The 23,629-nt window shown below is 59.1% G+C and carries 23 protein-coding genes; 8 read left to right on the top strand and 15 right to left on the bottom strand.

The features are described from left to right. Positions 1-291 precede the first annotated feature (291 nt). From ACP7E4_RS29535 to ACP7E4_RS29510, 6 genes are all read right to left on the bottom strand, one after another. Entirely contained in the window at positions 292-1,026 is a 735-nt protein-coding gene (locus ACP7E4_RS29535) for a hypothetical protein (RefSeq protein ID WP_426119662.1), read from the bottom strand. Between the two features lie 52 nt (positions 1,027-1,078). Next, positions 1,079-1,459, bottom strand: coding sequence for a RidA family protein (locus ACP7E4_RS29530; protein ID WP_020293324.1), 381 nt, complete (start codon positions 1,457-1,459; stop codon positions 1,079-1,081). Positions 1,460-1,482: 23 nt separating this feature from the next. Beyond that, positions 1,483-3,588 (bottom strand): bifunctional GTP diphosphokinase/guanosine-3',5'-bis pyrophosphate 3'-pyrophosphohydrolase, encoded by a 2,106-nt coding sequence (spoT, locus tag ACP7E4_RS29525; RefSeq protein ID WP_426119664.1) that lies wholly within the window; start codon positions 3,586-3,588, stop codon positions 1,483-1,485. Positions 3,589-3,648: 60 nt separating this feature from the next. Continuing rightward, positions 3,649-3,912, bottom strand: coding sequence for a DNA-directed RNA polymerase subunit omega (gene rpoZ, locus ACP7E4_RS29520; protein ID WP_020293322.1), 264 nt, complete (start codon positions 3,910-3,912; stop codon positions 3,649-3,651). Positions 3,913-4,059: 147 nt separating this feature from the next. Continuing rightward, positions 4,060-4,680: a guanylate kinase gene (gmk, locus tag ACP7E4_RS29515; RefSeq protein WP_426119666.1), complete on the bottom strand. Its 621-nt coding sequence runs from the start codon at positions 4,678-4,680 to the stop codon at positions 4,060-4,062. A gap of 13 nt (positions 4,681-4,693) precedes the next feature. Further along, positions 4,694-5,557 (bottom strand): YicC/YloC family endoribonuclease, encoded by an 864-nt coding sequence (locus ACP7E4_RS29510; protein ID WP_426119668.1) that lies wholly within the window; start codon positions 5,555-5,557, stop codon positions 4,694-4,696. Positions 5,558-5,858: 301 nt separating this feature from the next. On the opposite strand from ACP7E4_RS29510, the gene rph reads away from it, so the two are divergent. After that, positions 5,859-6,581 carry a ribonuclease PH gene (gene rph / locus ACP7E4_RS29505; protein ID WP_331149050.1) on the top strand — a complete coding sequence of 241 codons (723 nt, stop codon included), beginning with the start codon at positions 5,859-5,861 and terminating at the stop codon, positions 6,579-6,581. Positions 6,582-6,604: 23 nt separating this feature from the next. After that, positions 6,605-6,973 (top strand): DUF4870 domain-containing protein, encoded by a 369-nt coding sequence (locus ACP7E4_RS29500; protein ID WP_426119669.1) that lies wholly within the window; start codon positions 6,605-6,607, stop codon positions 6,971-6,973. 54 nt (positions 6,974-7,027) lie between these two features. Here ACP7E4_RS29500 and ACP7E4_RS29495 read toward each other — a convergent pair whose 3' ends face one another. The 5 genes from ACP7E4_RS29495 to ACP7E4_RS29475 form a co-directional block, all read right to left on the bottom strand. After that, positions 7,028-7,768, bottom strand: coding sequence for a penicillin-binding protein activator LpoB (locus ACP7E4_RS29495; protein ID WP_426119671.1), 741 nt, complete (start codon positions 7,766-7,768; stop codon positions 7,028-7,030). A gap of 3 nt (positions 7,769-7,771) precedes the next feature. Continuing rightward, positions 7,772-8,362 carry a penicillin-binding protein activator LpoB gene (gene lpoB / locus ACP7E4_RS29490; protein ID WP_426119673.1) on the bottom strand — a complete coding sequence of 197 codons (591 nt, stop codon included), beginning with the start codon at positions 8,360-8,362 and terminating at the stop codon, positions 7,772-7,774. Between the two features lie 38 nt (positions 8,363-8,400). After that, positions 8,401-8,772 carry a YcfL family protein gene (locus tag ACP7E4_RS29485; protein WP_426119674.1) on the bottom strand — a complete coding sequence of 124 codons (372 nt, stop codon included), beginning with the start codon at positions 8,770-8,772 and terminating at the stop codon, positions 8,401-8,403. A gap of 13 nt (positions 8,773-8,785) precedes the next feature. Further along, positions 8,786-10,180, bottom strand: coding sequence for a COG3014 family protein (locus tag ACP7E4_RS29480; RefSeq protein WP_426119676.1), 1,395 nt, complete (start codon positions 10,178-10,180; stop codon positions 8,786-8,788). Between the two features lie 369 nt (positions 10,181-10,549). After that, complete coding sequence (locus ACP7E4_RS29475) at positions 10,550-10,954, bottom strand: hypothetical protein (RefSeq protein ID WP_426119678.1); 405 nt, start codon at positions 10,952-10,954, stop codon at positions 10,550-10,552. A 333-nt stretch (positions 10,955-11,287) separates the two neighbouring features. Between ACP7E4_RS29475 and ACP7E4_RS29470 the strand changes: the two genes are divergently transcribed. After that, the gene (locus ACP7E4_RS29470) at positions 11,288-13,183 is read left to right on the top strand and encodes an FTR1 family protein (protein WP_426119680.1); all 1,896 of its coding nucleotides are present in this window, start codon (positions 11,288-11,290) and stop codon (positions 13,181-13,183) included. A 166-nt stretch (positions 13,184-13,349) separates the two neighbouring features. Next, entirely contained in the window at positions 13,350-13,799 is a 450-nt protein-coding gene (locus tag ACP7E4_RS29465) for a YaiI/YqxD family protein (protein WP_065831772.1), read from the top strand. A 30-nt stretch (positions 13,800-13,829) separates the two neighbouring features. Here ACP7E4_RS29465 and elbB read toward each other — a convergent pair whose 3' ends face one another. Together elbB and ACP7E4_RS29455 are read right to left on the bottom strand one after the other, a co-directional pair. After that, positions 13,830-14,492, bottom strand: coding sequence for an isoprenoid biosynthesis glyoxalase ElbB (gene elbB / locus ACP7E4_RS29460; RefSeq protein ID WP_426119681.1), 663 nt, complete (start codon positions 14,490-14,492; stop codon positions 13,830-13,832). A 209-nt stretch (positions 14,493-14,701) separates the two neighbouring features. Then, a complete protein-coding gene (locus ACP7E4_RS29455) occupies positions 14,702-15,352 on the bottom strand; it encodes a DedA family protein (protein WP_426119690.1) in 651 nt (216 codons plus the stop codon). 216 nt (positions 15,353-15,568) lie between these two features. Here ACP7E4_RS29455 and hemB point away from each other — a divergent pair, with 216 nt between their 5' ends. Continuing rightward, positions 15,569-16,579, top strand: coding sequence for a porphobilinogen synthase (gene hemB / locus ACP7E4_RS29450; protein WP_426119682.1), 1,011 nt, complete (start codon positions 15,569-15,571; stop codon positions 16,577-16,579). Positions 16,580-16,595: 16 nt separating this feature from the next. Beyond that, on the top strand, positions 16,596-18,809 hold the full coding sequence (ppk1, locus tag ACP7E4_RS29445) for a polyphosphate kinase 1 (RefSeq protein ID WP_426119684.1): 2,214 nt from the start codon (positions 16,596-16,598) through the stop codon (positions 18,807-18,809). On the opposite strand, the gene ppx is transcribed toward ppk1, so the two are convergent. Both ppx and ACP7E4_RS29435 read right to left on the bottom strand, forming a co-directional pair. Then, positions 18,796-20,298 (bottom strand): exopolyphosphatase, encoded by a 1,503-nt coding sequence (gene ppx, locus ACP7E4_RS29440; RefSeq protein WP_426119685.1) that lies wholly within the window; start codon positions 20,296-20,298, stop codon positions 18,796-18,798. The two genes, ppk1 and ppx, sit on opposite strands and share 14 nt — an antisense overlap. 262 nt (positions 20,299-20,560) lie before the next feature. Then, complete coding sequence (locus tag ACP7E4_RS29435) at positions 20,561-21,028, bottom strand: Lrp/AsnC family transcriptional regulator (protein ID WP_020293305.1); 468 nt, start codon at positions 21,026-21,028, stop codon at positions 20,561-20,563. Positions 21,029-21,167: 139 nt separating this feature from the next. Between ACP7E4_RS29435 and ACP7E4_RS29430 the strand changes: the two genes are divergently transcribed. Further along, positions 21,168-21,515 carry a hypothetical protein gene (locus ACP7E4_RS29430; RefSeq protein ID WP_426119687.1) on the top strand — a complete coding sequence of 116 codons (348 nt, stop codon included), beginning with the start codon at positions 21,168-21,170 and terminating at the stop codon, positions 21,513-21,515. Positions 21,516-21,624: 109 nt separating this feature from the next. Further along, positions 21,625-23,409 (top strand): GspE/PulE family protein, encoded by a 1,785-nt coding sequence (locus tag ACP7E4_RS29425; RefSeq protein WP_426119689.1) that lies wholly within the window; start codon positions 21,625-21,627, stop codon positions 23,407-23,409. Positions 23,410-23,629: the final 220 nt, after the last annotated feature.

Below are 23,629 nucleotides of genomic sequence, written 5' to 3'. Positions count from 1 at the left end.
GCTCACCCAATGTTGGCCAGAAGCCGATGATGCTTCCTCGAATAGGCCTTATACATAGATGCAACCGGGTAGCAGCGTTCAAAAGCAGGTTGAAAGTGTGGGCGAGTCCATACATAGGAACGAGGCATGCCCGCGAAAGCGTCAGTAGAAATGGCCTTCGCGAGCAAGCTCGCTCCCACAGGTGAAATGCGGTTCATCCCGTGGGACCGGATTTATCCGGGAATGCGTCGGTGCAGACACCACATCTGCGGCGTCTGTAGGTTGCCCTCAAACACAGAATCTCCCACAGGACTAGTTGCGCTCAAGCAACCAGCGACGTGCGCCTGGACGCAGCTCGGGCATCTGGTCAGCACCGGCGTTGTTCACCGCCTGGAAAATCTCCAGCTGCTTGCCGGAGCGCGAGAAGATCCACGCATTGCCTTGCTCGGCTTTTTCCAGCCACATGCTGTCGTATTCGCCGCTCATCGCTGCACAATCGCCCGCCAGACACAGCGCGTAACGATCGTTTTCCGGAAGACCCTGCACGCTGCCATCCGGCATGAACTGCACGGAGCTGCCTTGGCCATCGCCACTGACGATGGTCCATTTGCCGCCCAGATAAGCGCCGTACAGGGCTTTTTCAAAACTGCTGCCCGCTGGGGCGCCTGCAGGCGCAGGAGTCTCAGGTTTCTGGAAACGCTGTTCCGGGCCCGACTCGCTGGCGGCCTGAATCAGCTGATCGCCCTTGATCTGCAGGTTTTCCACGGAGTTGTAGTAGTCGATGCGCAGCTTGCCATCGGCGGCGCTGGCGATCTTGCCTTCGCCGACTTCGAACCCGTTTGAATACAGCGCCTGACCGGCCTTGGTGTTGATTTGCCATTCAAGGTTCGGACCGTTGGCGAGTAGCGCCTGACGGAGATTGTCGCCCTTGACGGCGGCGTCGATGGCGGCCTGGTTGATCCAGGTACCGTCGGGATTGCGGTCAGCGTGGCTGGCACAGCCGGTCAAAAAAACGGCAACCAGCGAGAGGGCAAGCGCAAAGCGCATAACAGAGTCCTTCCTTTCAGGTGCGGCGGGGCGGTGGCACCCCGCTGGGGATTTATTCGATGACGAGAATCGCGTCCATTTCGACCTGCGAGCCGCGCGGCAGGGACGCCACGCCGATGGCTGCGCGCGCCGGGTACGGCTGCTCGAAATATTTGCCCATGATCTCGTTGACCTTGGCGAAGTTGCCCAGATCAGTCAGGAAAATATTGAGTTTGACGATGTCCTTGAACGAACCGCCCGCTGCTTCGGCAACCGACTTCAGGTTTTCAAACACCTGAACGACCTGGGCTTCGATGCCTTCGACCAGCTCCATGGTTTTCGGGTCAAGCGGGATCTGCCCGGACATGTAGACAGTATTGCCAGCTTTGATGGCCTGAGAATAAGGGCCGATGGCCGCAGGTGCCTTGTCGCTGGTGATAACAGTCTTGGTCATGAAGAACTCCTGATTATGGTTGGCTACGCACGCATGCGGGTAATGCGGATGACCCCGGCCAAGGCGCGCAGTTTTCTGATAACGCGGGCCAGATGCACACGGTCATGAACGCTGACCACCAGCTGAACCACGCTGATGCGCCCATCGCGCTCATCCATGCTGATTTTTTCGATGTTGCCGTCGGCGGCGTTGACGCTGCTGGCCAGAAGCGCGATCAGGCCGCGCTGATGCTCCAGCTCGACGCGCAGCTCGACATTGAATTCGCCAGTGACGTCCTTGGCCCAGGAAAGCTGGATACATTTTTCCGGGTTGTGGCGGATTTCACTGATATTGCGGCAGTTGTCCAGGTGCACAACCATGCCCTTGCCTGCGGACAAGTGGCCGACAATCGGGTCGCCAGGGATCGGTGTGCAGCACTTGGCGTAGCTGAGCACCAGCCCTTCAGTGCCGCGAATCGCCAGCGGGCCTTCGGTGCTCGGCAGTTGCTCACCTTCGCCCAACAGGCGGCGCGCGACCACGTAAGCCATGCGATTACCCAGACCGATGTCTTCGAGCAGGTCTTCGATGACTTCGACACGGTATTCCGCCAGAACCAGCTGCACACGCTCGGCCGGGATTTTTTCCAGGCTGCTCTCGAAGCCGTTCAACACCTTGTTCAGCAAGCGTTCGCCAAGGCTGATGGACTCGGAGCGACGTTGCAGCTTGAGGGCATGGCGAATATGGGTGCGGGCCTTGCCGGTGACGACAAAATTCAGCCATGCCGGATTCGGCCGCGCACCTGGCGCGCTGACGATCTCGACCGTCGAGCCGCTTTGCAGCGGTTCGGACAAGGGCGCCAAACGACGATTGATCCGACAGGCGATGCAGCTGTTGCCCACATCGGTGTGCACCGCGTAGGCAAAATCCACCGCCGTGGAGCCTTTGGGCAGCTCCATGATCCGGCCTTTGGGCGTGAAGACATAAACCTCGTCCGGGAACAGGTCGATCTTCACGCTTTCGATGAATTCCAGCGAATTGCCAGCGCGCTGCTGCATTTCCAGCACGCCTTTGACCCATTGGCGAGCCCGGGCGTGAGTGCCTTTTGGCACTTCGTCGTCCGAGGACTTGTACAGCCAGTGAGCGGCGATCCCGTTGTTGGCCATTTCTTCCATTTCGCGTGTACGAATCTGGATTTCGATGGGTACGCCATGCATGCCGAACAACGTCGTATGCAGCGACTGATAGCCGTTGGCTTTGGGAATCGCGATGTAATCCTTGAAGCGACCGGGCAGCGGCTTGTACAAATTATGCACAGCGCCGAGCACGCGGTAGCAGGTGTCGACCTTGTCGACGATGATGCGGAACGCGTAGACATCCATGATTTCATTGAAGGCGCGACGCTTGCCGCGCATCTTCTTGTAGATGCCATACAGGTGTTTCTGCCGCCCGCTGACTTCGCCTTCGATCTCGTCAACCTTCAGGCAATGGCTCAGGGACTCTTCGATCTTGTTGACCAGCTCTTTGCGATTGCCACGCGCGCGCTTGACCGCCTGACCAATGCGTGACGAACGCATCGGGTACATGGCCTTGAAGCCCAGGTCTTCGAATTCGATACGAATGCTGTGCATACCCAGCCGATTGGCAATGGGTGCATAGATTTCCAGGGTTTCCTTGGCGATGCGACGGCGCTTTTCACCGGAAAGGACTTCCAGGGTGCGCATGTTGTGCAGCCGGTCGGCGAGCTTGACCAGAATCACCCGAATGTCGCGGGCCATGGCCATGGCCATTTTCTGGAAATTCTCGGCCTGGGCCTCGGCCTTGGTCTCGAAGTTCATCTGGGTCAGTTTGCTGACCCCGTCGACCAGCTCGGCCACGGTTTCGCCAAACTGGGCGCAGAGCGCTTCCTTGGCAATACCGGTGTCTTCGATGACGTCATGCAGCATCGCAGCCATCAGGCTTTGATGATCCATGTGCATGTCAGCAAGGATATTGGCCACTGCAAGAGGATGCGTGACGTAGGCTTCACCGCTGCGACGGCGCTGGCCGTCGTGGGCTTGTTCAGCGTAGAAATACGCTCGGCGGACCAGATTGACCTGTTCCTTGCCGAGGTAGGTCGACAGTCTTTCGGCGAGGGCGTCTATGCTCGGCAAGGTGTTACCCCCTGCCAATGGCTTGTACCCTGCGCCGTACTACGTCGACCCGGCATAGGCTTAGACGGCCTCGTTGGACTCGTCCTCAAACGCTGCGAACAATGGTTCATCTTCAACGATTTCAGCTTCGGCGATAACGGTGTAGCTCATCAAGCCTGCTGCGATTTCACGCAGGGCCATAACGGTGGGCTTGTCGTTTTCCCAGGCCAGCTTTGGTTCTTTGCCGCCGGTTGCCAGTTGACGGGCACGCTTGGTGGAGAGCATGACCAGCTCAAAGCGGTTATCCACGTGTTCTAGGCAGTCTTCAACGGTTACGCGGGCCATGGGTATTCCTCGTAGCAAATGCGGATGCGCGATGCCCGGATGGGCGAGCGGACTGCGGAGTTTACTAGCTGCAAGCCCTAAGCTTCAAGCAGCAAGCCGCGAGCGGTCGGATTTAACTGACCAGTCGCTGCTTGCCGCCTGCCGGATTCAGGCCAGCAATTGCGCGAGCAACTGGCTGAAACGCTGCTGCTGATGCGCCTGGGTCAGCAGGTTGGCGCGGAAAATCGCTTTCAGGTCTTCCAGCGCGGTGGCGAAATCGTCATTGATCACAACGTAGTCATAATCCTTGTAATGACTCATCTCGCTGACCGCTTCACGCATGCGGCCCTCGATGATTTCATCGCTGTCCTGACCGCGATTGGTCAGGCGCTGACGCAATGCTTGCTGGGTCGGCGGCAAAATGAAGATCGACGTCGCCTGGGGAATTGCCGCGCGAACCTGCTCGGCGCCTTGCCAGTCGATTTCCAGAATCAGGTCATGACCTTCGTCCAGCGTCTGCTGCAAATGGCTTTGCGACGTACCGTACAGATTGCCAAAAACCTCGGCCTGTTCGAGGAAATCGTTGTGTTCGATCATGCGCATGAACTCGGCGCGATCAACGAAGTGATAGTTCACACCATCCACTTCGCCCGGACGCATGGCGCGGGTGGTGTGCGAGACCGATACGCGGATCGACGGCTGGGCGTCGACCAGGGCCTTGACCAGACTGGTCTTGCCCGCGCCGGAAGGCGCGGAAACGATATACAGGGTGCCGGTGCTGTGGGTCATGTCAGGGTTAGCCTTACTCAATATTCTGCACTTGTTCGCGCATTTGCTCGATCAACACTTTGAGGTTGACCGCCGCTTGCGTGCTGCGCGGGTCGAAGGCTTTGGAGCCCAATGTATTGGCTTCGCGGTTGAGCTCTTGCATCAGGAAATCCAGGCGTCGCCCGGCTTGCCCGCCAGTTTTTAATACGCGGCGGACCTCGGTGACGTGGGTGCTGAGGCGATCAAGCTCCTCGGCGACATCGCTTTTCTGCGCCAGCAGGACCATTTCCTGCTCCAGACGCTGCGGATCAAGCTCGGCCTTCATATCGGCGAAACGATCCAGAACCTTCTGGCGCTGGGCCGCGAGCATCTGCGGCACCAGGGTTTTCAGGGTTGCGACTTCGCTGGTGATCGAGTCCAGGCGCTCATTGAGCAGCTTGGCCAGATCGGCGCCTTCGCGACCCCGGCCGTTTTTCAGCTCGGTCAGTGCCTCATTGAACAGCGCCAATGCTTCATTATTAAGTGCCTGCGGATCGCTGGCGTCGCCCACCAGAACGCCGGGCCAGGCCAGCACTTCCAAAGGATTGAGCGGCGCGGGCTGCTGGATGAGGCTGGCGACGATTTCTGCGGCAGCCACCAACTGAGCGGCGCGCTCGCGATCAACCTGCAGCGGTTTGCCGGCGGTTTCTTCGACGAAGCGAAGGGTGCATTCCACTTTGCCTCGGGAAAGCCCCTGACGCAGCGCCTCGCGGATCGCGCTTTCCAGATCACGGAAAGACTCTGGCAGGCGCAGATGCGGCTCCAGATAACGATGATTGACCGAGCGCAGCTCCCAACTCAGTGTGCCCTGAGCCCCGGCCCGTTCGACCCGGGCAAAAGCCGTCATGCTGTGGACCATGGCAAACACCTCTGTAAATCCGGTGAACAGCGCACTGTTTCGGCCAGTGACCAAAAGATGTCACGAAAAGTCGAGAGGCTGTAAAGGCGCAGGATTGTAGCGCAGTGCGACGGATGCTCCCAATCCGCGAATGCGACAAGCGATGCATGGTGTCGCGCGCTGCGTCATCAACCCCTGCAAACACCCGTTCCAGAGCCTGCCAGTCGACTGGATCGGCCTCACCTGAGTTTTAGATGTGCCCAGTCTCGACTGTCGCCTCTATAATGCTCGGCAGTTTTCCGTCTTAGTACAGGTATTCCCAATGAAACGTCCAAGTGGTCGCGCCGCCGATCAGCTCCGCTCGATCCGCATCACCCGCAACTACACCAAACACGCCGAGGGTTCTGTACTGGTCGAGTTTGGTGATACCAAAGTGATTTGCACCGTCAGCGTCGAGAGCGGCGTACCGCGCTTCCTCAAAGGTCAGGGCCAGGGTTGGTTGACCGCTGAATACGGCATGCTGCCGCGCGCCACTGGCGAGCGTAACCAGCGTGAAGCCAGTCGCGGCAAGCAAGGCGGTCGCACTCTGGAAATCCAGCGCCTGATCGGTCGCTCGCTGCGCGCTGCGCTGGACATGTCCAAGCTGGGTGACGTGACCCTGTATGTCGATTGCGACGTGATCCAGGCTGACGGCGGCACGCGTACAGCGTCCATCACCGGCGCCATGGTTGCCCTGGCCGACGCCTTGAAAGTGATAAAGAAACGCGGCGGCCTCAAAGGCGGCGACCCACTCAAGCAAATGATCGCAGCCGTTTCGGTAGGCATGTATCAGGGCGAGCCTGTGCTCGACCTGGACTACCTTGAAGATTCCGCAGCCGAGACTGACCTCAACGTGGTCATGACCAGTGCGGGCGGTTTCATTGAAGTCCAGGGCACCGCTGAAGGCGCGCCGTTCCAGCCCGAAGAGCTGAACGCGATGCTGGCTCTGGCACAGAAAGGCATAGCTGAACTGTTCGCACTGCAAACCGCTGCATTGGCCGACTGATCGACAAACCCGAGGGATCGCACATGAGTGACAGCCAGCTACCGCTTCCGAAACCCAGCTCAGAGATTCGCCAGTGGGCGATGTTCTGTCACTTTGCTGCGTTCTTCGGCTTGATCTTCCCGTTCGGCAACCTGTTGGGGCCGCTGATTATCTGGCAGATCAAGAAAGAAGCCGATCCGTTCATCGATGCCCAGGGCAAGGAAGCGCTGAATTTTCAGATCACCGTTTCCATCGCCGCCATGATCTGCATGTTGCTCATGGTGGTGATCATCGGCTTCCCGCTGTTGGTCCTGGTGGGTGTTGGCGCGCTGGTCCTGACTATTATTGGCGGCTTGAAAGCCAACGATGGTCTGGCCTATCGCTATCCGTTCACCTGGCGCCTGATCAAGTAACGATCAAATGCGCCCATTTGCATGGGCGCATTGCTCGCCAACCGGCAGCCTGAATCAGCGCAGAATCCGCGGCGCTTCATCGCGCGGCAGGTTGTTTTGCGGCATCGACTGATCGGTGTATTCAACTTCGCCACGCAGTTGCTCGCGCAGCTGGCGGGCGACGTCCATGCCAATCGACTTGGACACATCCCGCACGACCCGACCACGATTGGGCGTGACCTTGATATCCCGACCGTTCACCAGCTTGGTGTCCTGACCTTCGCCCATGGCCGTGAAGGCCGAGGTGATTTCGAAGGTGCGCGTGTTGATCAGGCTGAAGTCGCTGACCAGCGTCAAACCCAGCACCGCAGAATGGCTGTCAGTGTTGGCCAGCTCGTTGATGTCCTGGCGGAAGTCGATATCCGACACCGTGCCGAACAGCACGTAGTCCGCGCCCTTGAAGTTACCGTTCTTGATGCGCTTGATGACGTCATAAACGTCTTCCTTGGACTTGGCCGTGTACGGCGTGCCCTGCACCAGCTGGAACATGCCGGACTTGAGAATCTCGCCCTTGATGTCACCGCTGAATTTGCGCAGCTCACCCTGCTCGATGTAGCTGTAACGCTCTTCGTATTCGTTGTAACTGGCCGATCCGCTGGCGCTGTAGGCATTGATGCGCACATTGCTCTGCGCCGAAACCGTGTGGATGTAATGCTCCACACGCTCCTGGAATGCCATATCCGTCACTGCGATTTTCGGCGCGGCTTGTACGCCAAAGGCGCACATCAGGCCGACGATGCCCATCCATGCACGCATTGCTTAACGCTCCGTGGTTTTGCGGATTTCTTTCTCGTCCATCCACTCGGCCAGACCGCTTTCAACGTCGATCAATTGCAGGCTGAATTTGTAGAACACGTCCTTGTAATCGCTGCTGCGCTTGACGATGGAGCTGATCGAGCCTTCCAGGCGGTACTTGGCGGCGATCATGTTGCCGGTCTTGCTGACCGTCGATTGCTTGTACAGGCCACTCTGGTTTTGCAACTTGAGCTGATCGACCTGGCTCTGCATCTGGGTGTTGTCACTGGCGAAACGGGCGGTGCCGGATTTCATCAGCTGCGTCTTGATCGACGTGGTGATCTCGCGGGTATCGATGTACTCGCTGGTCTTGTTCTTCACGTCGTAGACCTGAACCACCGGGCGACCTTGCAGGATGCCGGACTGCGCCAGGGAGCGGGTCATGGACTCGGCGATCATCTGCAAATCGGTCGAGCCGAATTCGTTGGTCACGGTTTCCACGGCCTTGGTATCGCCGTAGTTGATGTTCTTGCTGCCCAGGGACGGGGAGTTGTTGGCGCAACCGGTGGCCAGCAGGGCGACGGCGGCGATGGAGCAAAGACGAATCGACAACATGCGAGAGTTCTCTTCAACTGAGCAAAATAATGGGTGGATCAAGGCGTTTTCACTTCGAGGCGAAAATCAGTCGCCTTCGGCACCGGCGCAATGGCGGGCAGGAAACTGGTCTGCGAGCCGTACAGCGTCAGGCTTTTCCAGCCCTCGGCATCGGCAACCGGGAAACCGTCGTTGCCCAGCCAGGCGAAGCGGTAATACATCTGCTTGTTGCGGCTGCTGGTGTTATTGAGCTGCACGTTGACGGTCAGAAAGCCGTTTTCCCGGGCCACACGCATGGCGCCCACTTCGATGTTCTTCATCTCACCCATGGCGACAACTTTGCTCGCGGCACTGCCGGGAGCAGGTGGTGGCGGGGTCGCGCATCCGGCAAGCAGGGCCAGCGCCAGCACGCCGAAAATCTTGATACGCATGGAGTGTCTCCGATCAGGGTTGTTTGGTTGTGGCCAACGCTTGTGGCTGGGACGGCGTGACATTGGCGGCCAGCCCGTCAGCGAACACCTGATTGCCAACGGCGCGCAGGGCAATCACCTGATAACGCTGGTCGACCTTGACCTGCACGTGAGTGCCGCCCGTGGACGAAGGCAATACCACTTGATGGACGCCTTGCGGCAGACGCAGGCGCGCAACCAGCGTGTTGTCCGGCAAGGTGCGCCAGGTGCGGGTGTCGGCGCCCTCGGTGATAGCCGAGGCAATGCCCACGGCCAGACCGGCCAGCGGATTCACGTCATTAAGCTGCTTCTGCGCCACACCACGGGTCACCGCGCGGACCGTGGTGCGCAAAATGATGCCCGGCATGTCGTCACGCAGGGCGCGGCGCGACATGTCGGTGGTGCTGTTGAGCTTGGTCAGGTTGATCTGCTGGCCGTCGAGACCGATCTGCGAGAACACAGCGGTCGAGGTGTCCGGTTTGATCACCGGGAACGACAGCGGCGTAATCACCAGATTGCCACTGATTGGCAACGGCAGCGGGATGCGTATCGAGTCGCGCGCCGGGGCAAAGCCGCTTTGCACCACGATCAGGACCTCGCTGTAGCCGTCCTTGCTTTGCGCATCGTCGAGTTTGAGCAGAGCTTCCTTGAGCAGCGGCGTGTTCGGACGCAGCTCGGCAGCCTTGCGATAACCCGGCGCCGCCAGACCTTTTTCACCCAGCGCTTCATAAACGAAGCCCGACAGGTAATGGCTGAACGCGCTCTGGTAGCTATTTTTCAGGCCGACGACTTCCGGCGCATCCAGAGACGCAACCGGATAACCTTTCAGGACGGTGAATTCGGTCTTCACGCCTTTGCTTTCGGCTTCCTGCTCACTCTTGAGGTATTCCTTGTCGCGCAGATCGGCGATCACGGCTTCACGCTCGTGAGTCTTCTTGATCTCGGTGCGAGCGCCTTCAAAGTCGTTTTTTGCCAGCAGGTTCAGCGCCATCTGCGTGGTCAGCATGACCTTTTCGTAGTCATAGCCTTCGTAACGACGGACCTTGTCGTTGACCAGGAAACTGCCGAACTGCGCCAGGTATTTCTCGGTGTCGAGCTTGACCGACTCTTCCCACTTGTAGACCACCAGATCTGCGGCTCGCCATGCGGTCTGGCTGCCAGCGAGATCGCCCTTGGCGCGCAGCAACTCACCCTTCTCGAAGTAATAGAGCAGGTCCTTGTCAGCGCTGGTGTTGTTCTTCTCAAGAATGACCAACGCCCCATCAACGTTGCCGCTGACCAGGTTCTGGTTGGTTTCCTTGAGTTCGTTGTCGTAGCTGCGAAAGGCCGAACAGCCCGCCAATTGGACGGCAGCAATCAGCGTAATTGCGGTCAAGGCACGAGAGGACATAGAGCGTTCAATCCCTGAAATTCGATAGCAGGCCAAAGGCGTCGCGCTATTCAAGTCCGTTTTAATGAGCAGCTGCACTGCTCGATGGGCCTTCTTCCGCGCGCTGAAAAGGCGTCGGCGAGAAGAGAGGGCGCGGGATTGTAAACGCTGAAGTAGCGATTTGACATCCACACCGTGTGACCACTGTTACAAATTCTGCAATAAGTTCCATATCTCGCACCAGGACTTGATCAGCGGTAGCGCTCTACGAGCGGCTGCCGGAGCACGAATGTTACTCATCGCCTGAAAAAGGTGAAACCAGACGTTTCCGGCATAGTTGTAGGCAAAGTATCTGCGTCTAGCCAGCTCGGACGGACCCACCTTCGTCTCTCATGGTTTACATCCCCGTCGACGTAAATTCGTTGTCGAAGTCGGCCGGCGACCGGGTTTCATCGGCTGGTCGCCGGTATCGATCGCCGGGTTCTGGTCTTCCATGGATTTGAGCAGCGCGCTGCGTTCAGCCTTTCGGCAAATCCGGCACCAATCCCCGGCGCGGGTCTGACTCAGGCTTTGTTCCCAGGTATGCCCTTCGCGGCATTCCCAGGGGAGTTTTATCAACGAGTTGCTGTAGTGGGTCGCCAGGCATTTACCGCCCCGTTCCTGCGCGTGTTTGTGGGCATCGTCCAGGGAAAGTGAGCGCGTCTGGTGGCAGCACAGGCGGCACCAGTTGCCACGATTGCCGAACAAGGCCGGGGCCGACCATTCGTGGCCGAATTCACAGCGATAGTGATGCATCTTTTCATCACCGCTGAAGCTCTCGCGGAGCAATACGACGAGTGATCTTGGGGACGGCGATGGCAAATTGTTCATCTACTGGTCTCTGCTCGCGCTGACGAAAAGGCGCGAAAAGTGTCGCCACCGATTATTCAAAGGCCGGATGAAAAATGGAGTCAGAAAAAGCCTCAAATGACGTAGGACGCGTTTCGGCCTGTAGGAAGTAATTGCCTACGTCACATTCTCTGATCGCCTGATTTTGCAATATTCAGTAACAAACTTCGGCCAAAGCCTTGAGTAGCGGCCCCTGTAAGTGAACAATGTAATACCACGCATTCTTATTGAGATTCACCGATGCCCTTGCGCTCCCGTTTTCTGGCCTGGTTGATGCTGCCTGTGTTGACCGTCTGCAGTTTCAACCTGTTGGCCGACGCCACCGATGGCGCAGCGCAGGCGTTGCATTTGCTCGATTACATCGGCGCGGATTACCCGGCCACCGTGGCCGATGGCAAGGTTGTCGATGCATCCGAATATCGTGAACAAGTGGAGTTTCTGGGGGTTTTGCAGGGTCTTGTAGTTGCCCTGCCACAACGGGCGGAGCGCGGCGAGCTTGAAAAAGGCGTCGCCAGCCTCGCCGACGCGGTTGCGAAAAAGCAGGACGGCGCTGCGGTTGCGCGTCAGGCGCGGCAATTGGGCGCAAAACTGGCGGTGGCTTATGAAGTCAGCCAGGCGCCGGTGATCACGCCGGACCCGGCACGCGGCGCACCGCTGTACGCGCAGCACTGTTCGGTTTGCCACGGCGACGCAGGCGCAGGAGATGGTCCGGCCGGAATCGGCCTGGAACCGCCACCGGCCAATCTGCGCGACGCGGCCCGCCTTGATCGCCTGAGTCTTTACGACATCTACAACACGTTAGGCCTGGGCGTTTCGGGAACCGATATGCCGGCCTTCGCCGATCAGCTCGACGACCGCCAGCGTTGGGACGTGGCGACGTACATCGCCGGTTTCAGCGCCCAGCCGGGCGCGGCGTCGGGCAAGACCTACAACCTTGCCGATCTGGCGCGGCAGACACCAGCCGAGGTCAGCACTGCCGAAGGCGCACCCGCCGCCGCAACCTTCCGCGCCCAGCGCGCCCAGCCGCCACAGGTACAACGTGGTCCGGCGCAGTTGCTCGATTACACCAGCCAGACCCTGGACAAGAGCCTCGCGGCGTATCGCGCGGGTGATCGTGAACAGGCTTACGATTTGTCGGTAGCCGCGTATCTGGAAGGCTTTGAACTGGTTGAAAGTTCGCTGGATAACGTCGATGCCAACGTGCGCAAGGACACCGAAAAAGCCCTGATGGCTTACCGCCAGTCGTTGCAGGACGGTCTACCGGTGGCGCAAGCCGAGCAGAAGCTGGAGTTCGCCAAAGGCAAGCTCAAGGAATCTGCGGGTTTGCTGGGCAGTGATGGCTTGAGCACATCCCTGAGTTACATTTCCGGCTTGTTGATTCTGCTGCGTGAAGGCCTGGAAGCGATTCTGGTGCTGGCCGCGATCCTCGCGTTCCTGCGCAATACCGGCCAGGAATCGGCGGTGCGCAGCGTCAATATCGGTTGGGCGCTGGCCTTGCTGGCCGGGCTCGGAACCTGGGCGCTTGCGGCTTACGTGATTGACGTCAGCGGTGCCCAGCGCGAATTGCTCGAAGGCGCGACCGCGCTGTTCGCCAGCGTGATGGTGCTGTGGCTCGGCGTGTGGATGCATGATCGTCGCCATGCGGCGGCGTGGCAGGATTACATCAAGAGCAGTCTGGTGGGCGGCGGCGGGCGCTTCGGTTTTGCGATCCTGGCATTCTTTTCGGTCTATCGCGAACTGTTCGAAGTGATCCTGTTTTACGAAACCCTGTGGTTGCAGGCAGGTCCTTCAGGCCATAACGCGGTATTGGCCGGTGGCGCGACAGCGCTGGTGTTGTTGGTCGGCCTGGCGTGGATCATCCTGCGCGGCTCGGCGAAATTGCCATTGGCGCTGTTCTTCGGCATCAACGCGGCGTTGCTTTGCGCACTTTCGGTGGTGTTCGCCGGACATGGCGTCAAAGCGCTGCAAGAAGCCGGCATTTTCGGCACACGCCCAGTGCCGTTCTTCGAGTTCGACTGGCTGGGGATTCATGCCGACGCTTACTCGCTGAGCGCCCAGCTTATTGCCCTGATTGCGATTGCAGTGTTGTATGGCCGCAGCTGGCTGGCGGAGAAGCGCCGGACGCAGGTGGCGTAGAGCGTTCAGCACACCAACCACTCTTTGGGGTGGCACAAAACGTGTGGGAGCAAGCTTGCTTGCGAAGGCGGTGTTTCAGGCACTAGAGATTTGTGTCGGACTCGCCTGCCTTTTCGCGAGCAAGCTCGCTCCCACGTAAATCGACAACTGCTGACAGGAAACCCCCATGCGCGTCTGGATCGATGCTGACGCTTGCCCCAAGCCGGCCAAGGACCAAGTCATCAAGTTCGCCTTGAAGCGTCAGTTCGAGGTGGTGCTGGTGGCGGGACAGAGTCAGATCAAGCCGACTTACAGCCTGGTCAAACTGATCGTAGTGCCTAGCGGGCCGGATGCGGCGGATGATTATCTGGTCGAGCATGCGGTGCCCGGCGAACTGGTGATTTGCAGCGATGTGCCGCTGGCCGATCGGCTGGTCAAGAAAGGCGTCGCCGCCCTCGATCCGCGTGGCAAGGAATTCGATGCGCAAAACATGGGCGACCGCCTGGCGGTGCGCAACCTGTTCACTGACCTGCGTGATCAAGGGCAAATGGGCGGCGGCCCGCCACCGTACGGCGACCGGGAAAAACAGGCGTTCGCCAACTCGCTGGACCGGATTTTGACTCGTCTTACGCGTTAATGGCTGGGAACTCCCGGCGAATCACTCCTCTCACTCCTCGTGCGTCAACTCCAACACCCGATCCACCAGCTTGTTGATCCCGGATGCCGCTTCGCCGATGGATTTGGCAACCATGTAGGCCGGAGTGCTGACCAGTTTGCGCGCAGTGTCTTCGACGATTTCGGTGACTTCGCAATCCCGGTGTTCGCCTTTCATCCTGGTGATGGCCTGAGCTGTTTCAGCGTCGTTGCCGATGGTGCAGGTCACGCCCGGGCCGTAGATTTTTGCCGCCAGCGCGGGGGAAATACAGATCAGGCCGACCGGCTTGCCCGCCTCAGCGAAGGCTTCCGCCAGCGCCAGGACTTCCGCCTGGACTTTGCAGTCGGCGCCCGCCGTGGCGAAGTTCGACAGGTTCTTTGCTGCGCCGAAACCACCGGGAATGATCAGCGCGTCGAATTGCGTCACGTCTGCTTCGCGGATGTCTTCGATGGCGCCACGGGCGATGCGCGCCGACTCAACCAGCACGTTGCGGGTTTCGGGCATTTCTTCGCCGGTCAGGTGATTGATCACATGATGCTGCGCGATGTTCGGCGCAAAGCACTGCACGAGCGCGCCGCGCTGGTCGAGGCGCAGCAGCGTGAGGACGCTTTCGTGGATTTCCGCGCCGTCATAGACGCCACAGCCGGACAGAATCACGGCGACTTTTTTTTGCATGCCAGGCACTCCCTTGGGGTCAACGGCTCATGAACTTGCCTGCTCGGAACCTTGAATACGTGGTTCATAACTATAGCGAGGAGTTCAGTGCTTGTGACAAGGGTGGGCGACAGGGATTCAATCGATGATGGATTGCAATGGCGGGAATGGGGCGGTGTTCATGCTTGCTCGTGTGCGCAATACGTAGGTGCAGTGCGCACACGAGAAGTTTATTCGTCAGCGGTTTTCTTGATCTCGACCGTGACTTCGGCAGGCGTGTCGGTGGCCAGCGGTTCGATCAGCTTGGCGGCCGCTTCTTCCCTGGCGATGCGGGCGTTCTTGATCCGTCTGCGGATCCAGAGTGCGACGCCAATCAGCAACAGCGCGCCGAGCACCCAGAGCTCGTAGCGTTTGACGTTGCCCAGCAAGCCTTCCAGTACCGCGCCGAAGTGATAGGCCGCAGCGCCCAGTGCAGCGGCCCAGACCGCCGCACCAATGCCGTTGAGCAACAGATAACGGCCTGGCGGATAACCGGACAGGCCAATCGCCACCGGCATGACCGTGCGCAAACCGTAGACAAAGCGGAAGCTCAGCACCCAGATATCCGGGTGCCGGCGAATATGCTCCAGCGCCTTGTCGCCCATCAGTTGCCATCGGGGCTTGCGCGCCAGCAATTTGCGGCCGTGCTTGCGCCCCATGAAATACCAGAGCTGATCACCGGCGTAGCTCCCGAAGAACGCTACGACCACGACCAGGTTGATGTCCATGTATCCGCGGAACGCAAGGAATCCGGCAAGAACCAGAATGGTCTCGCCTTCAAAGAAGGTGCCGAGAAAGAGGGCAAAGTAGCCAAATTCCTGCAAGAAATGTTGGAGCATTATCTGGATGCTGGCGAAATGAACGCGCAGCCTAACTCGCCCAAGACATTCAGGAAAGTAGGGATATGTGTCTCGACGTTAAAGTTTCCTGCACGGACAATGTTCATGGCCCGGCTGCGGCCTCAAGTCGCATGCTGACCCACGACCGTCACACATTGGTCATAATGGCGGCTTATAACTGTCACGCTTGCCCGTGTATGCGGGCTCAGGAGTCTCGCCGTGAGCTTTACCCCCGCTAATCGCCTGTTTCCTCTCACTCGCCTGCGCCGCAATCGTCGCGACGATTTTTCTCGTCGGCTGGTCCGCGAAAATGTTTTGACCGTCGATGACCTGATCCTCCCCGTTTTTGTTCTCGATGGTGAAAACCGTCGCGAAACCATCGCATCGATGCCTGGCGTCGAGCGTCTGAGTATTGATCTGCTGCTTAAAGAAGCGCAGAACTGGGTCGCGCTGGGGATTCCGGCGCTGGCGCTGTTCCCGGTCACGCCGCCTGAAAAGAAATCCCTGGACGGCGCCGAAGCCTGGAATCCGGACGGCATCGCTCAGCGCGCCACGCGTGCCTTGCGTGACCGCTTCCCCGAGCTGGGCGTCATCACTGACGTAGCGCTCGATCCGTTCACGACCCACGGTCAGGACGGCATTCTCGACGAAAACGGCTATGTGCAGAACGACATCACCGTCGATGCGCTGGTCAAGCAAGCGCTGTCTCATGCCGCTGCAGGCGCCCAGGTTGTGGCACCTTCCGACATGATGGACGGTCGAATTCAGGCCATCCGCGAAGCACTGGAACTGGCCGATCACGTCAATGTGCGGATCATGGCTTATTCGGCCAAGTACGCCAGCGCCTACTACGGCCCGTTCCGCGATGCGGTAGGTTCGTCGTTAAATCTGGGCAAGGCCAACAAGTCGTCTTATCAAATGGACCCGGCCAACAGCAACGAAGCGCTGCACGAAGTGGCCGCCGACCTGGCTGAAGGCGCGGACATGGTGATGGTCAAGCCGGGCATGCCTTATCTGGACATCCTTTACCGGGTCAAGGATGAGTTCAAGGTGCCGACCTTTGTGTATCAGGTCAGTGGCGAGTACGCGATGCACATGGCCGCCATTCAGAATGGCTGGCTCAGTGAAGGGGTGATTCTGGAATCCCTCACGGCTTTCAAACGCGCAGGTGCTGACGGCATCCTCACCTATTTCGCCGTCCGTGCTGCTCAACTGTTAAAAGGGCAATAACTTCACAGGATCACACATGAATACCGAAGGACTCACCGAAGCCACTGTTGATGTCACTGTTCCAGAGGCTCTGCCCGTGGTCGAGCCAAGCATCGAGGTCGTACCGGCGGTGGTCGAAGCGCCACAGCCGGCGTTACCAGCCATTGTCGTGCCCAACCTGGACGACAGCAGCCTGTATATCCACCGCGAGCTGTCGCAGTTGCAGTTCAACATTCGCGTGTTGGAGCAGGCACTGGATGAATCTTATCCATTGCTGGAGCGGCTGAAATTCCTGCTGATCTTTTCCAGCAACCTCGATGAGTTCTTCGAAATTCGTGTCGCCGGTCTCAAGAAGCAGATCACCTTTGCTCGCGAACAGGCGGGTGCTGACGGTCTGCAACCGCATCAGGCCCTTGCCCGCATCAGCGAGCTGGTGCATGGGCACGTCGATCGTCAGTACGCGATCCTCAATGACATTCTGTTGCCGGAACTGGAAAAACATCAGGTCCGCTTCATTCGTCGCCGGCACTGGAACGCCAAGATCAAGGCTTGGGTGCGTCGCTATTTCCGCGACGAAATCGCGCCGATCATCACGCCGATCGGCCTCGATCCGACGCACCCGTTCCCGTTGCTGGTCAACAAGAGCCTGAACTTCATCGTCGAGCTTGAAGGTATTGATGCCTTCGGTCGCGACTCAGGCCTGGCGATCATTCCGGCGCCGCGCCTGTTGCCGCGCGTCATCAAGGTGCCGGAAGACGTTGGCGGCAGCGGCGACAACTTTGTGTTCCTGTCATCGATGATCCATGCCCACGCGGACGATCTGTTCCAGGGCATGAAGGTCAAGGGTTGCTATCAGTTCCGCCTGACCCGCAACGCCGATCTGGCGCTGGACTCCGAGGACGTCGAAGACCTGGCTCGCGCCCTGCGCGGCGAGCTGTTCTCCCGTCGTTACGGCGATGCCGTGCGCCTGGAAGTGGCCGATACCTGCCCGAAACATCTGTCCGATTACCTGCTCAAGCAGTTCAACCTGGCCGAATCCGAGCTGTATCAGGTCAATGGCCCGGTGAACCTGACGCGTCTGTTCAGCATTACCGGTCTGGACAGCCATCCCGAGCTGCAATACCTGCCGTTCACGCCAGCGATTCCCAAACTGCTGCAGAACAGCGAGAACATTTTCAACGTGATCAGCAAGCAGGACATTCTGCTGCTGCACCCATTCGAGTCGTTTACGCCGGTGGTCGACCTGCTGCGTCAGGCCGCCAAGGACCCGCATGTGCTGGCCGTGCGCCAGACGCTGTACCGCAGCGGGGCGAATTCCGAGATCGTCGATGCGCTGGTGGACTCAGCCCGCAATGGCAAGGAAGTCACCGTGGTCATCGAACTGCGGGCGCGCTTCGACGAGGAATCCAACCTGCAACTGGCCAGCCGCCTGCAGGCAGCGGGCGCGGTGGTGATCTACGGCGTGGTCGGGTTCAAGACCCACGCCAAGATGATGTTGATCCTGCGCCGCGAGGCCGGCGAGATCGTGCGTTATGCGCATTTGGGTACGGGTAACTATCACGCCGGCAACGCCCGGCTGTACACCGACTACAGCCTGCTGACTTCCGACGACGCCTTGTGCGAAGACGTCGGCAAGTTGTTCAGCCAGTTGATTGGCATGGGCAAGACCTTGCGCATGAAGAAGCTGCTCCATGCGCCGTTCACGCTGAAGAAGGGCATGCTCGACATGATTGCCCGGGAAACCCAGTTTGCTATTGAAGGCAAACCGGCGCACATCATCGCCAAGTTCAACTCGCTGACCGATCCGAAGATCATCCGCGCGTTGTACAAGGCCAGCCAGTCCGGCGTGCGTATCGATCTGGTGGTGCGCGGCATGTGCTGCCTGCGCCCGGGCATTGTCGGCGTGTCGCATAACATTCAGGTGCGTTCGATCATCGGTCGCTTCCTGGAGCACACGCGGGTGTTCTACTTCCTTAATGGCGGCGAAGAGCAGATGTTCCTGTCCAGTGCCGACTGGATGGAGCGCAACCTCGACAAGCGCGTCGAGACCTGCTTCCCGGTGGAAGGCAAGAAGTTGATCCTGCGGGTGAAGAAGGAACTGGAGTCTTATCTGACCGACAACACCCACAGCTGGCTGTTGCAGTCTGACGGGCGTTACGTGCGCAGCTCGCCGACCGGCAACCAGAACGCTCGCAGTGCCCAGGCGACCCTGCTGGACCGCCTGAGCAACCCGGTCCTCAGCGTACGCTGAAGTCGATGCCGACCCGGGTCAGCCACTCCGCTTCCAGCGCGAAGTCGGCCTGGGTCAGCTGGTTGTTTTCCAGCCAGCCATCCGGGAACAGCACATCCAGGTGCTGACCGTTGGCATTGAGCACCACTTGCGGCATCTCTTGAGTGCCACGAATGTGGTGGAACAGAATCGCAAAGCGCAGCAGCACACACAGGCGAATCAGCTTGATGCCTTCATTGCCGAAGTCGGCGAATTTGTCCTTGGGAATGTTCCGCCGATGACCGCGCACCAGCAGCGCGAGCATTTGCTGGTCTTCGCGTGAGAAACCGGCCAGGTCGGAGTGCTCGATCAGGTAAGCGCCGTGTTTGTGGTAGTGATAGTGGGCGATGTCCAGCCCGACTTCATGCACCTTGGCGGCCCAGCTGAGCAGCTCTTTGTAGATGTCGTCTTCCATATCCCAGGCCTTGGCGACCTGCTCAAGCGCGTGCAGCGCCTTGCGCTCGACACGAGCGGCCTGTTCCAGATCGACGTGATAACGCTCCATCAGCGAGCTCAGCGTGCGCTCACGCACGTCTTCGTGATGATGGCGACCCATGAGGTCATACAACACGCCTTCACGCAGCGCGCCTTCACAGTGATCCATGCGCTTGAGTTCCAACGCATCGAAGATCGCTTCGAGAATCGCCAGCCCCGCCGGGAAAATCGCCCGGCGATCAGGCTTGATGCCTTCGAAGTCGATTTTGTCCACATCGCCCAGTTTGAAAATCCGGCGCTTGAGCCACGCAAGACCATCGGCGTTGACTTCGCCTGCGCCGTGGCCGTTGGCCTTGAGTGCCAGACCAATGGCGCGAATGGTGCCGGACGAGCCGATCGCTTCATCCCACTTCAGCCGATGCAGCGCGTGCTCGATGCTCATGATTTCCAGACGCGCGGCAGTGTAGGCCTGAGCGTAGCGAGCCGGGGTGATCTTGCCGTCCTTGAAGTAGCGCTGGGTAAAACTCACGCAGCCCATTTGCAGGCTTTCACGCAGCAGCGGTTCGAAACGCTGGCCAATGATGAATTCGGTGCTGCCGCCGCCGATGTCGGCGACCAGGCGTTTGCCCGGCGTGTCGGCCAGGGTATGGGAAACCCCCAGGTAGATCAGGCGCGCTTCTTCACGACCTGAGATCACCTCGACAGGATGACCCAGGATCTCTTCGGCACGACGAATGAATTCGCCACGATTGCGGGCCTCGCGCAGGGCGTTGGTGCCGACAATCCGCACCGCGCCCGGCGGCAGGCCGTTGATCAGCTGCGCGAAACGCTTGAGGCAGTCGAGACCGCGCTGCATGGACTCTTCGGAAAGCTGCCGCGCTTCGTCGATCCCGGCCGCCAGCTGAACCTTTTCACCCAAGCGTTCCAGAATGCGGATTTCGCCCATATTGGCTTTGGCGACAACCATGTGAAAGCTGTTCGAGCCCAGGTCAATGGCGGCGATCAGGGAAAGATTCGTGGCTGTGGATTGCGGCATGGTCAGAAAGTCTCGGTCGATAACCGCGTCATCGTGCCACGATCCATCCCTGCCGCCAACGCGAAGCTTTCAAGATGGCTATTTGCCTGCAAAATCAATGGCCCAAATCAATCTTCAAGCGCGGCAAGCACCAGACCGATGGTGGGAGCGAGCTTGCTCGCGAAGAGGCAGGCAGCAGGCAATGATCTCAAAATTTGAAACACCGCCTTCGCAAGCAAGCTTGCTCCCACAAAATTGATGCCTGTGGTGAAAACCCGTCAGCTCACCCCATCGGCAAACTCGTGGTGGATTTGATTTCCGACAGGGCCACGGTGGAGTTCACTTCCTGTATTCCCGGCACCAGCGAGAGTTTTTCAAAGAAGAAGCGCTCGTACGCCTCGATATCCGGCGTCACGATGCGCAGCAGAAAGTCCACCGAGCCCATCAGCACGTAGCACTCCAGCACTTCCGGGAAACCGCGAATGGCATCGGTAAATTCCGTGAAATTCGAACGGCCGTGAGCGTTGAGTTTGACCTCGGCAAAGATCTGCGTGTTCAGGCCGATTTTCTTGCGATCCAGCAGCGTCACCTGGCGACGAATCACGCCTTCGTCCTTGAGGCGCTGAATGCGCCGCCAGCACGGCGATTGCGACAATCCGACCTGCTCGGCGATCTGCGCACTGGACAGCGAGGCGTCCTCTTGCAGCAGCGCGAGTATCTTGCGGTCGTAGGCGTCCAGTTCAGTTTGCATAACAATTTCTCTATATGAGGCGTTGGCGCATTAACAATTCGAAATTAACCTATTTCAATCGATCATAGGTCAGATATTTCCACTGCTCAGTGCAAGAATTCCCCACATCGATTTCATGCCGCTAACCGCTGAGGCCCGTATGCCCACTCTCGAAGCCGTTACCACCTCGCAGCACCGCACCGACGCCTGGTCGGCCAGCAATGCTCAATGCTGCGTGCGCTACCAGATCCTGGTCGAAGCCGAGCCCGACTCGCTGTGCCGATTGTTGAACCTGTTCGCCATGCAGTACCTGATCCCGCAACAAGTCAGCGTGTTGCGTCAGGACGATTTGCTGATGGTGGACGTGCAGATCGACCAGCTGACCTGGCACCGGGCGCAGGTCATTGGCGAAAAAATGCGCAGCCTGATCAGCGTCTGCTCGGTTGAACTTGAGCAGGTCGCGCCAGCGCACGCGACGGCTTCGCCGGTTTCCCTGGCGGCGGGTTGAGCCGCATGGAAAATTTTCGCAACGGTTAAACAGACAGCGAACGCAACAACTGGCACGCTTGGGACTACTCTGGCTTCTCGTATGAGCTGAATCGTCCAAAGGAATCCGCATGTCAGTCCTCGCCTCATCAAACCAGGACCGCTGGCTGGATCTGAATGATCTGCTGCGCGATCTGGTCGCCCAGGGCTTCATTGATCAGAGCAGCGCCGAAGATGCGTTGACCCTGCGGCGCACTGCCGCGAACATCCAGTTGCATCCGCTGGAGTTCATCGCTGCCCAGCAGCTTGATGATCTCAAGCGTCCAGGTCGCAAACTGGATCTGGAAACCCTGTCGGTCTGGCTCGCGCAGCAAAGCGGCCAGCCGTATATGCGCATCGATCCGCTGAAGATCAACGTCGCAGCCGTGACGCCGCTGATGTCGTACGCCTTCGCCCAGCGCCACAAGATTCTCGCTGTCGCCGTGGACCGGGATTCGGTGACCATCGCCAGCGCGCAGCCTTATGTGAATGCCTGGGAAGCCGATCTGGCGCATGTCCTGAAGCTGCCGATCAAGCGTGTGGTCGCCAACCCGGTGGATATCCAGCGTGTGGCGGTGGAATTTTTCCGCTTGGCGAAATCGGTGAGCGGCGCCACGGCGGTTGATCAAAAAATCAGCAACATGGGCAATTTCGAGCAGTTGCTCAAGCTGGGCGCCAGCGATCAGGAACCGGACGCCAACGACGCGCATATCGTCAATATCGTTGACTGGTTGTTTCAATACGCGTTTCAGCAGCGCGCCAGCGACATTCATATCGAACCGCGTCGCGAGCAGGGCACGGTGCGCTTTCGCATCGACGGCGTGCTGCACAACGTCTATCAATTTCCCGCGCAAGTGACCATGGCCATCGTCAGCCGCCTGAAAAGCCTGGGCCGCATGAACGTTGCCGAGAAACGCAAACCCCAGGATGGCCGGGTCAAGACCACGACGCCCGACGGTGGCGAAGTGGAACTGCGGCTGTCGACGCTGCCTACAGCGTTTGGCGAAAAGATGGTCATGCGGATCTTCGATCCGGAAGTGCTGCTCAAGGATTTCGATCAGCTGGGGTTTTCCAGCGATGACCTGCGGCGCTGGGAGGGCATGACGCGCCAGCCCAACGGCATCATTCTGGTGACAGGGCCGACCGGTTCGGGCAAAACCACTACGCTGTACACCACCCTGAAAAAGCTGGCGACCGAAGAGGTCAATCTGTGCACCATCGAAGATCCTATCGAAATGGTCGAACCGGCTTTCAATCAGATGCAGGTGCAGCACAACATTGACCTGACGTTTGCCAGCGGCGTGCGCGCGTTGATGCGGCAGGATCCGGATATCATCATGATCGGCGAAATTCGCGACCTGGAGACAGCCGAAATGGCGATCCAGGCGGCGCTGACCGGTCACCTCGTGCTTTCCACCTTGCACACCAATGACGCACCCAGCGCCATCAGCCGGATGCTGGAACTGGGCGTGCCGCATTACCTGCTCAAGGCGACGATTCTGGGTGTCATGGCCCAGCGTCTGGTGCGCACCTTGTGCCCGCACTGCAAGGCGCCGATTGCGCTGGACGAAACCGACTGGCAAACCCTCACGCGCCCCTGGCAAGCGCCCGTGCCCAGCGGCGCTCACCGCGCCGTGGGTTGCGTGGAATGTCGCGATACCGGTTATCGCGGTCGAGCGGGGGTGTACGAAATCATGTTGATGTCGGATAACGTGCGGGCGCTGATCAGCGCTGACCTGGACCTCACGGCGATGCGTCGCCAGGCATTCAAGGAAGGCATGCGCAGCCTGCGGCTGTCCGGCGCGCAAAAAGTCTCGGCCGGGCTGACTACGCTTGAAGAAGTGCTGCGCGTGACGCCGCAGAGTGAGCAGCGGTAAACAATTGGAACGATATTTGTGTAGGAGCAAACTTGTTGGCGAGGCATGGCGCCTGCGTTAACAGGAATAGCGCTTCGCGAGCAAGCTCGCTCCCACACAAGCTCGCTCCTATGTATGGACTCGCCCACACTTTCAACCTGCTTTTGAACGCTGCTACCCGGTTGCATCTATGTATAAGGCCTATTCGAGGAAGCATCATCGGCTTCTGGCCAACATTGGG

The organism is Pseudomonas sp. DSP3-2-3 (genome assembly GCF_049898225.1).
Classification (GTDB): Bacteria; Pseudomonadota; Gammaproteobacteria; order Pseudomonadales; family Pseudomonadaceae; genus Aquipseudomonas.
Note: the sequence above shows the minus strand (reverse complement) of the source record. Positions and strands in the feature narration are given on the sequence as shown.

Bases quoted from the DNA above. Each gene is read 5' to 3' on its own strand.
- ACP7E4_RS29535 (WP_426119662.1), bottom strand. From the start codon at position 1,026: ATGCGCTTTGCGCTTGCCCTCTCGCTGGTTGCCGTTTTTTTGACCGGC.
- ACP7E4_RS29530 (WP_020293324.1), bottom strand. From the start codon at position 1,459: ATGACCAAGACTGTTATCACCAGCGACAAGGCACCTGCGGCCATCGGC.
- rpoZ (WP_020293322.1), bottom strand. From the start codon at position 3,912: ATGGCCCGCGTAACCGTTGAAGACTGCCTAGAACACGTGGATAACCGC.
- gmk (WP_426119666.1), bottom strand. From the start codon at position 4,680: ATGACCCACAGCACCGGCACCCTGTATATCGTTTCCGCGCCTTCCGGC.
- ACP7E4_RS29510 (WP_426119668.1), bottom strand. From the start codon at position 5,557: ATGGTCCACAGCATGACGGCTTTTGCCCGGGTCGAACGGGCCGGGGCT.
- rph (WP_331149050.1), top strand. From the start codon at position 5,859: ATGAAACGTCCAAGTGGTCGCGCCGCCGATCAGCTCCGCTCGATCCGC.
- ACP7E4_RS29500 (WP_426119669.1), top strand. From the start codon at position 6,605: ATGAGTGACAGCCAGCTACCGCTTCCGAAACCCAGCTCAGAGATTCGC.
- ACP7E4_RS29495 (WP_426119671.1), bottom strand. From the start codon at position 7,768: ATGCGTGCATGGATGGGCATCGTCGGCCTGATGTGCGCCTTTGGCGTA.
- lpoB (WP_426119673.1), bottom strand. From the start codon at position 8,362: ATGTTGTCGATTCGTCTTTGCTCCATCGCCGCCGTCGCCCTGCTGGCC.
- ACP7E4_RS29485 (WP_426119674.1), bottom strand. From the start codon at position 8,772: ATGCGTATCAAGATTTTCGGCGTGCTGGCGCTGGCCCTGCTTGCCGGA.
- ACP7E4_RS29480 (WP_426119676.1), bottom strand. From the start codon at position 10,180: ATGTCCTCTCGTGCCTTGACCGCAATTACGCTGATTGCTGCCGTCCAA.
- ACP7E4_RS29475 (WP_426119678.1), bottom strand. From the start codon at position 10,954: ATGCATCACTATCGCTGTGAATTCGGCCACGAATGGTCGGCCCCGGCC.
- ACP7E4_RS29470 (WP_426119680.1), top strand. From the start codon at position 11,288: ATGCCCTTGCGCTCCCGTTTTCTGGCCTGGTTGATGCTGCCTGTGTTG.
- ACP7E4_RS29465 (WP_065831772.1), top strand. From the start codon at position 13,350: ATGCGCGTCTGGATCGATGCTGACGCTTGCCCCAAGCCGGCCAAGGAC.
- elbB (WP_426119681.1), bottom strand. From the start codon at position 14,492: ATGCAAAAAAAAGTCGCCGTGATTCTGTCCGGCTGTGGCGTCTATGAC.
- ppk1 (WP_426119684.1), top strand. From the start codon at position 16,596: ATGAATACCGAAGGACTCACCGAAGCCACTGTTGATGTCACTGTTCCA.
- ppx (WP_426119685.1), bottom strand. From the start codon at position 20,298: ATGCCGCAATCCACAGCCACGAATCTTTCCCTGATCGCCGCCATTGAC.
- ACP7E4_RS29435 (WP_020293305.1), bottom strand. From the start codon at position 21,028: ATGCAAACTGAACTGGACGCCTACGACCGCAAGATACTCGCGCTGCTG.
- ACP7E4_RS29430 (WP_426119687.1), top strand. From the start codon at position 21,168: ATGCCCACTCTCGAAGCCGTTACCACCTCGCAGCACCGCACCGACGCC.
- ACP7E4_RS29425 (WP_426119689.1), top strand. From the start codon at position 21,625: ATGTCAGTCCTCGCCTCATCAAACCAGGACCGCTGGCTGGATCTGAAT.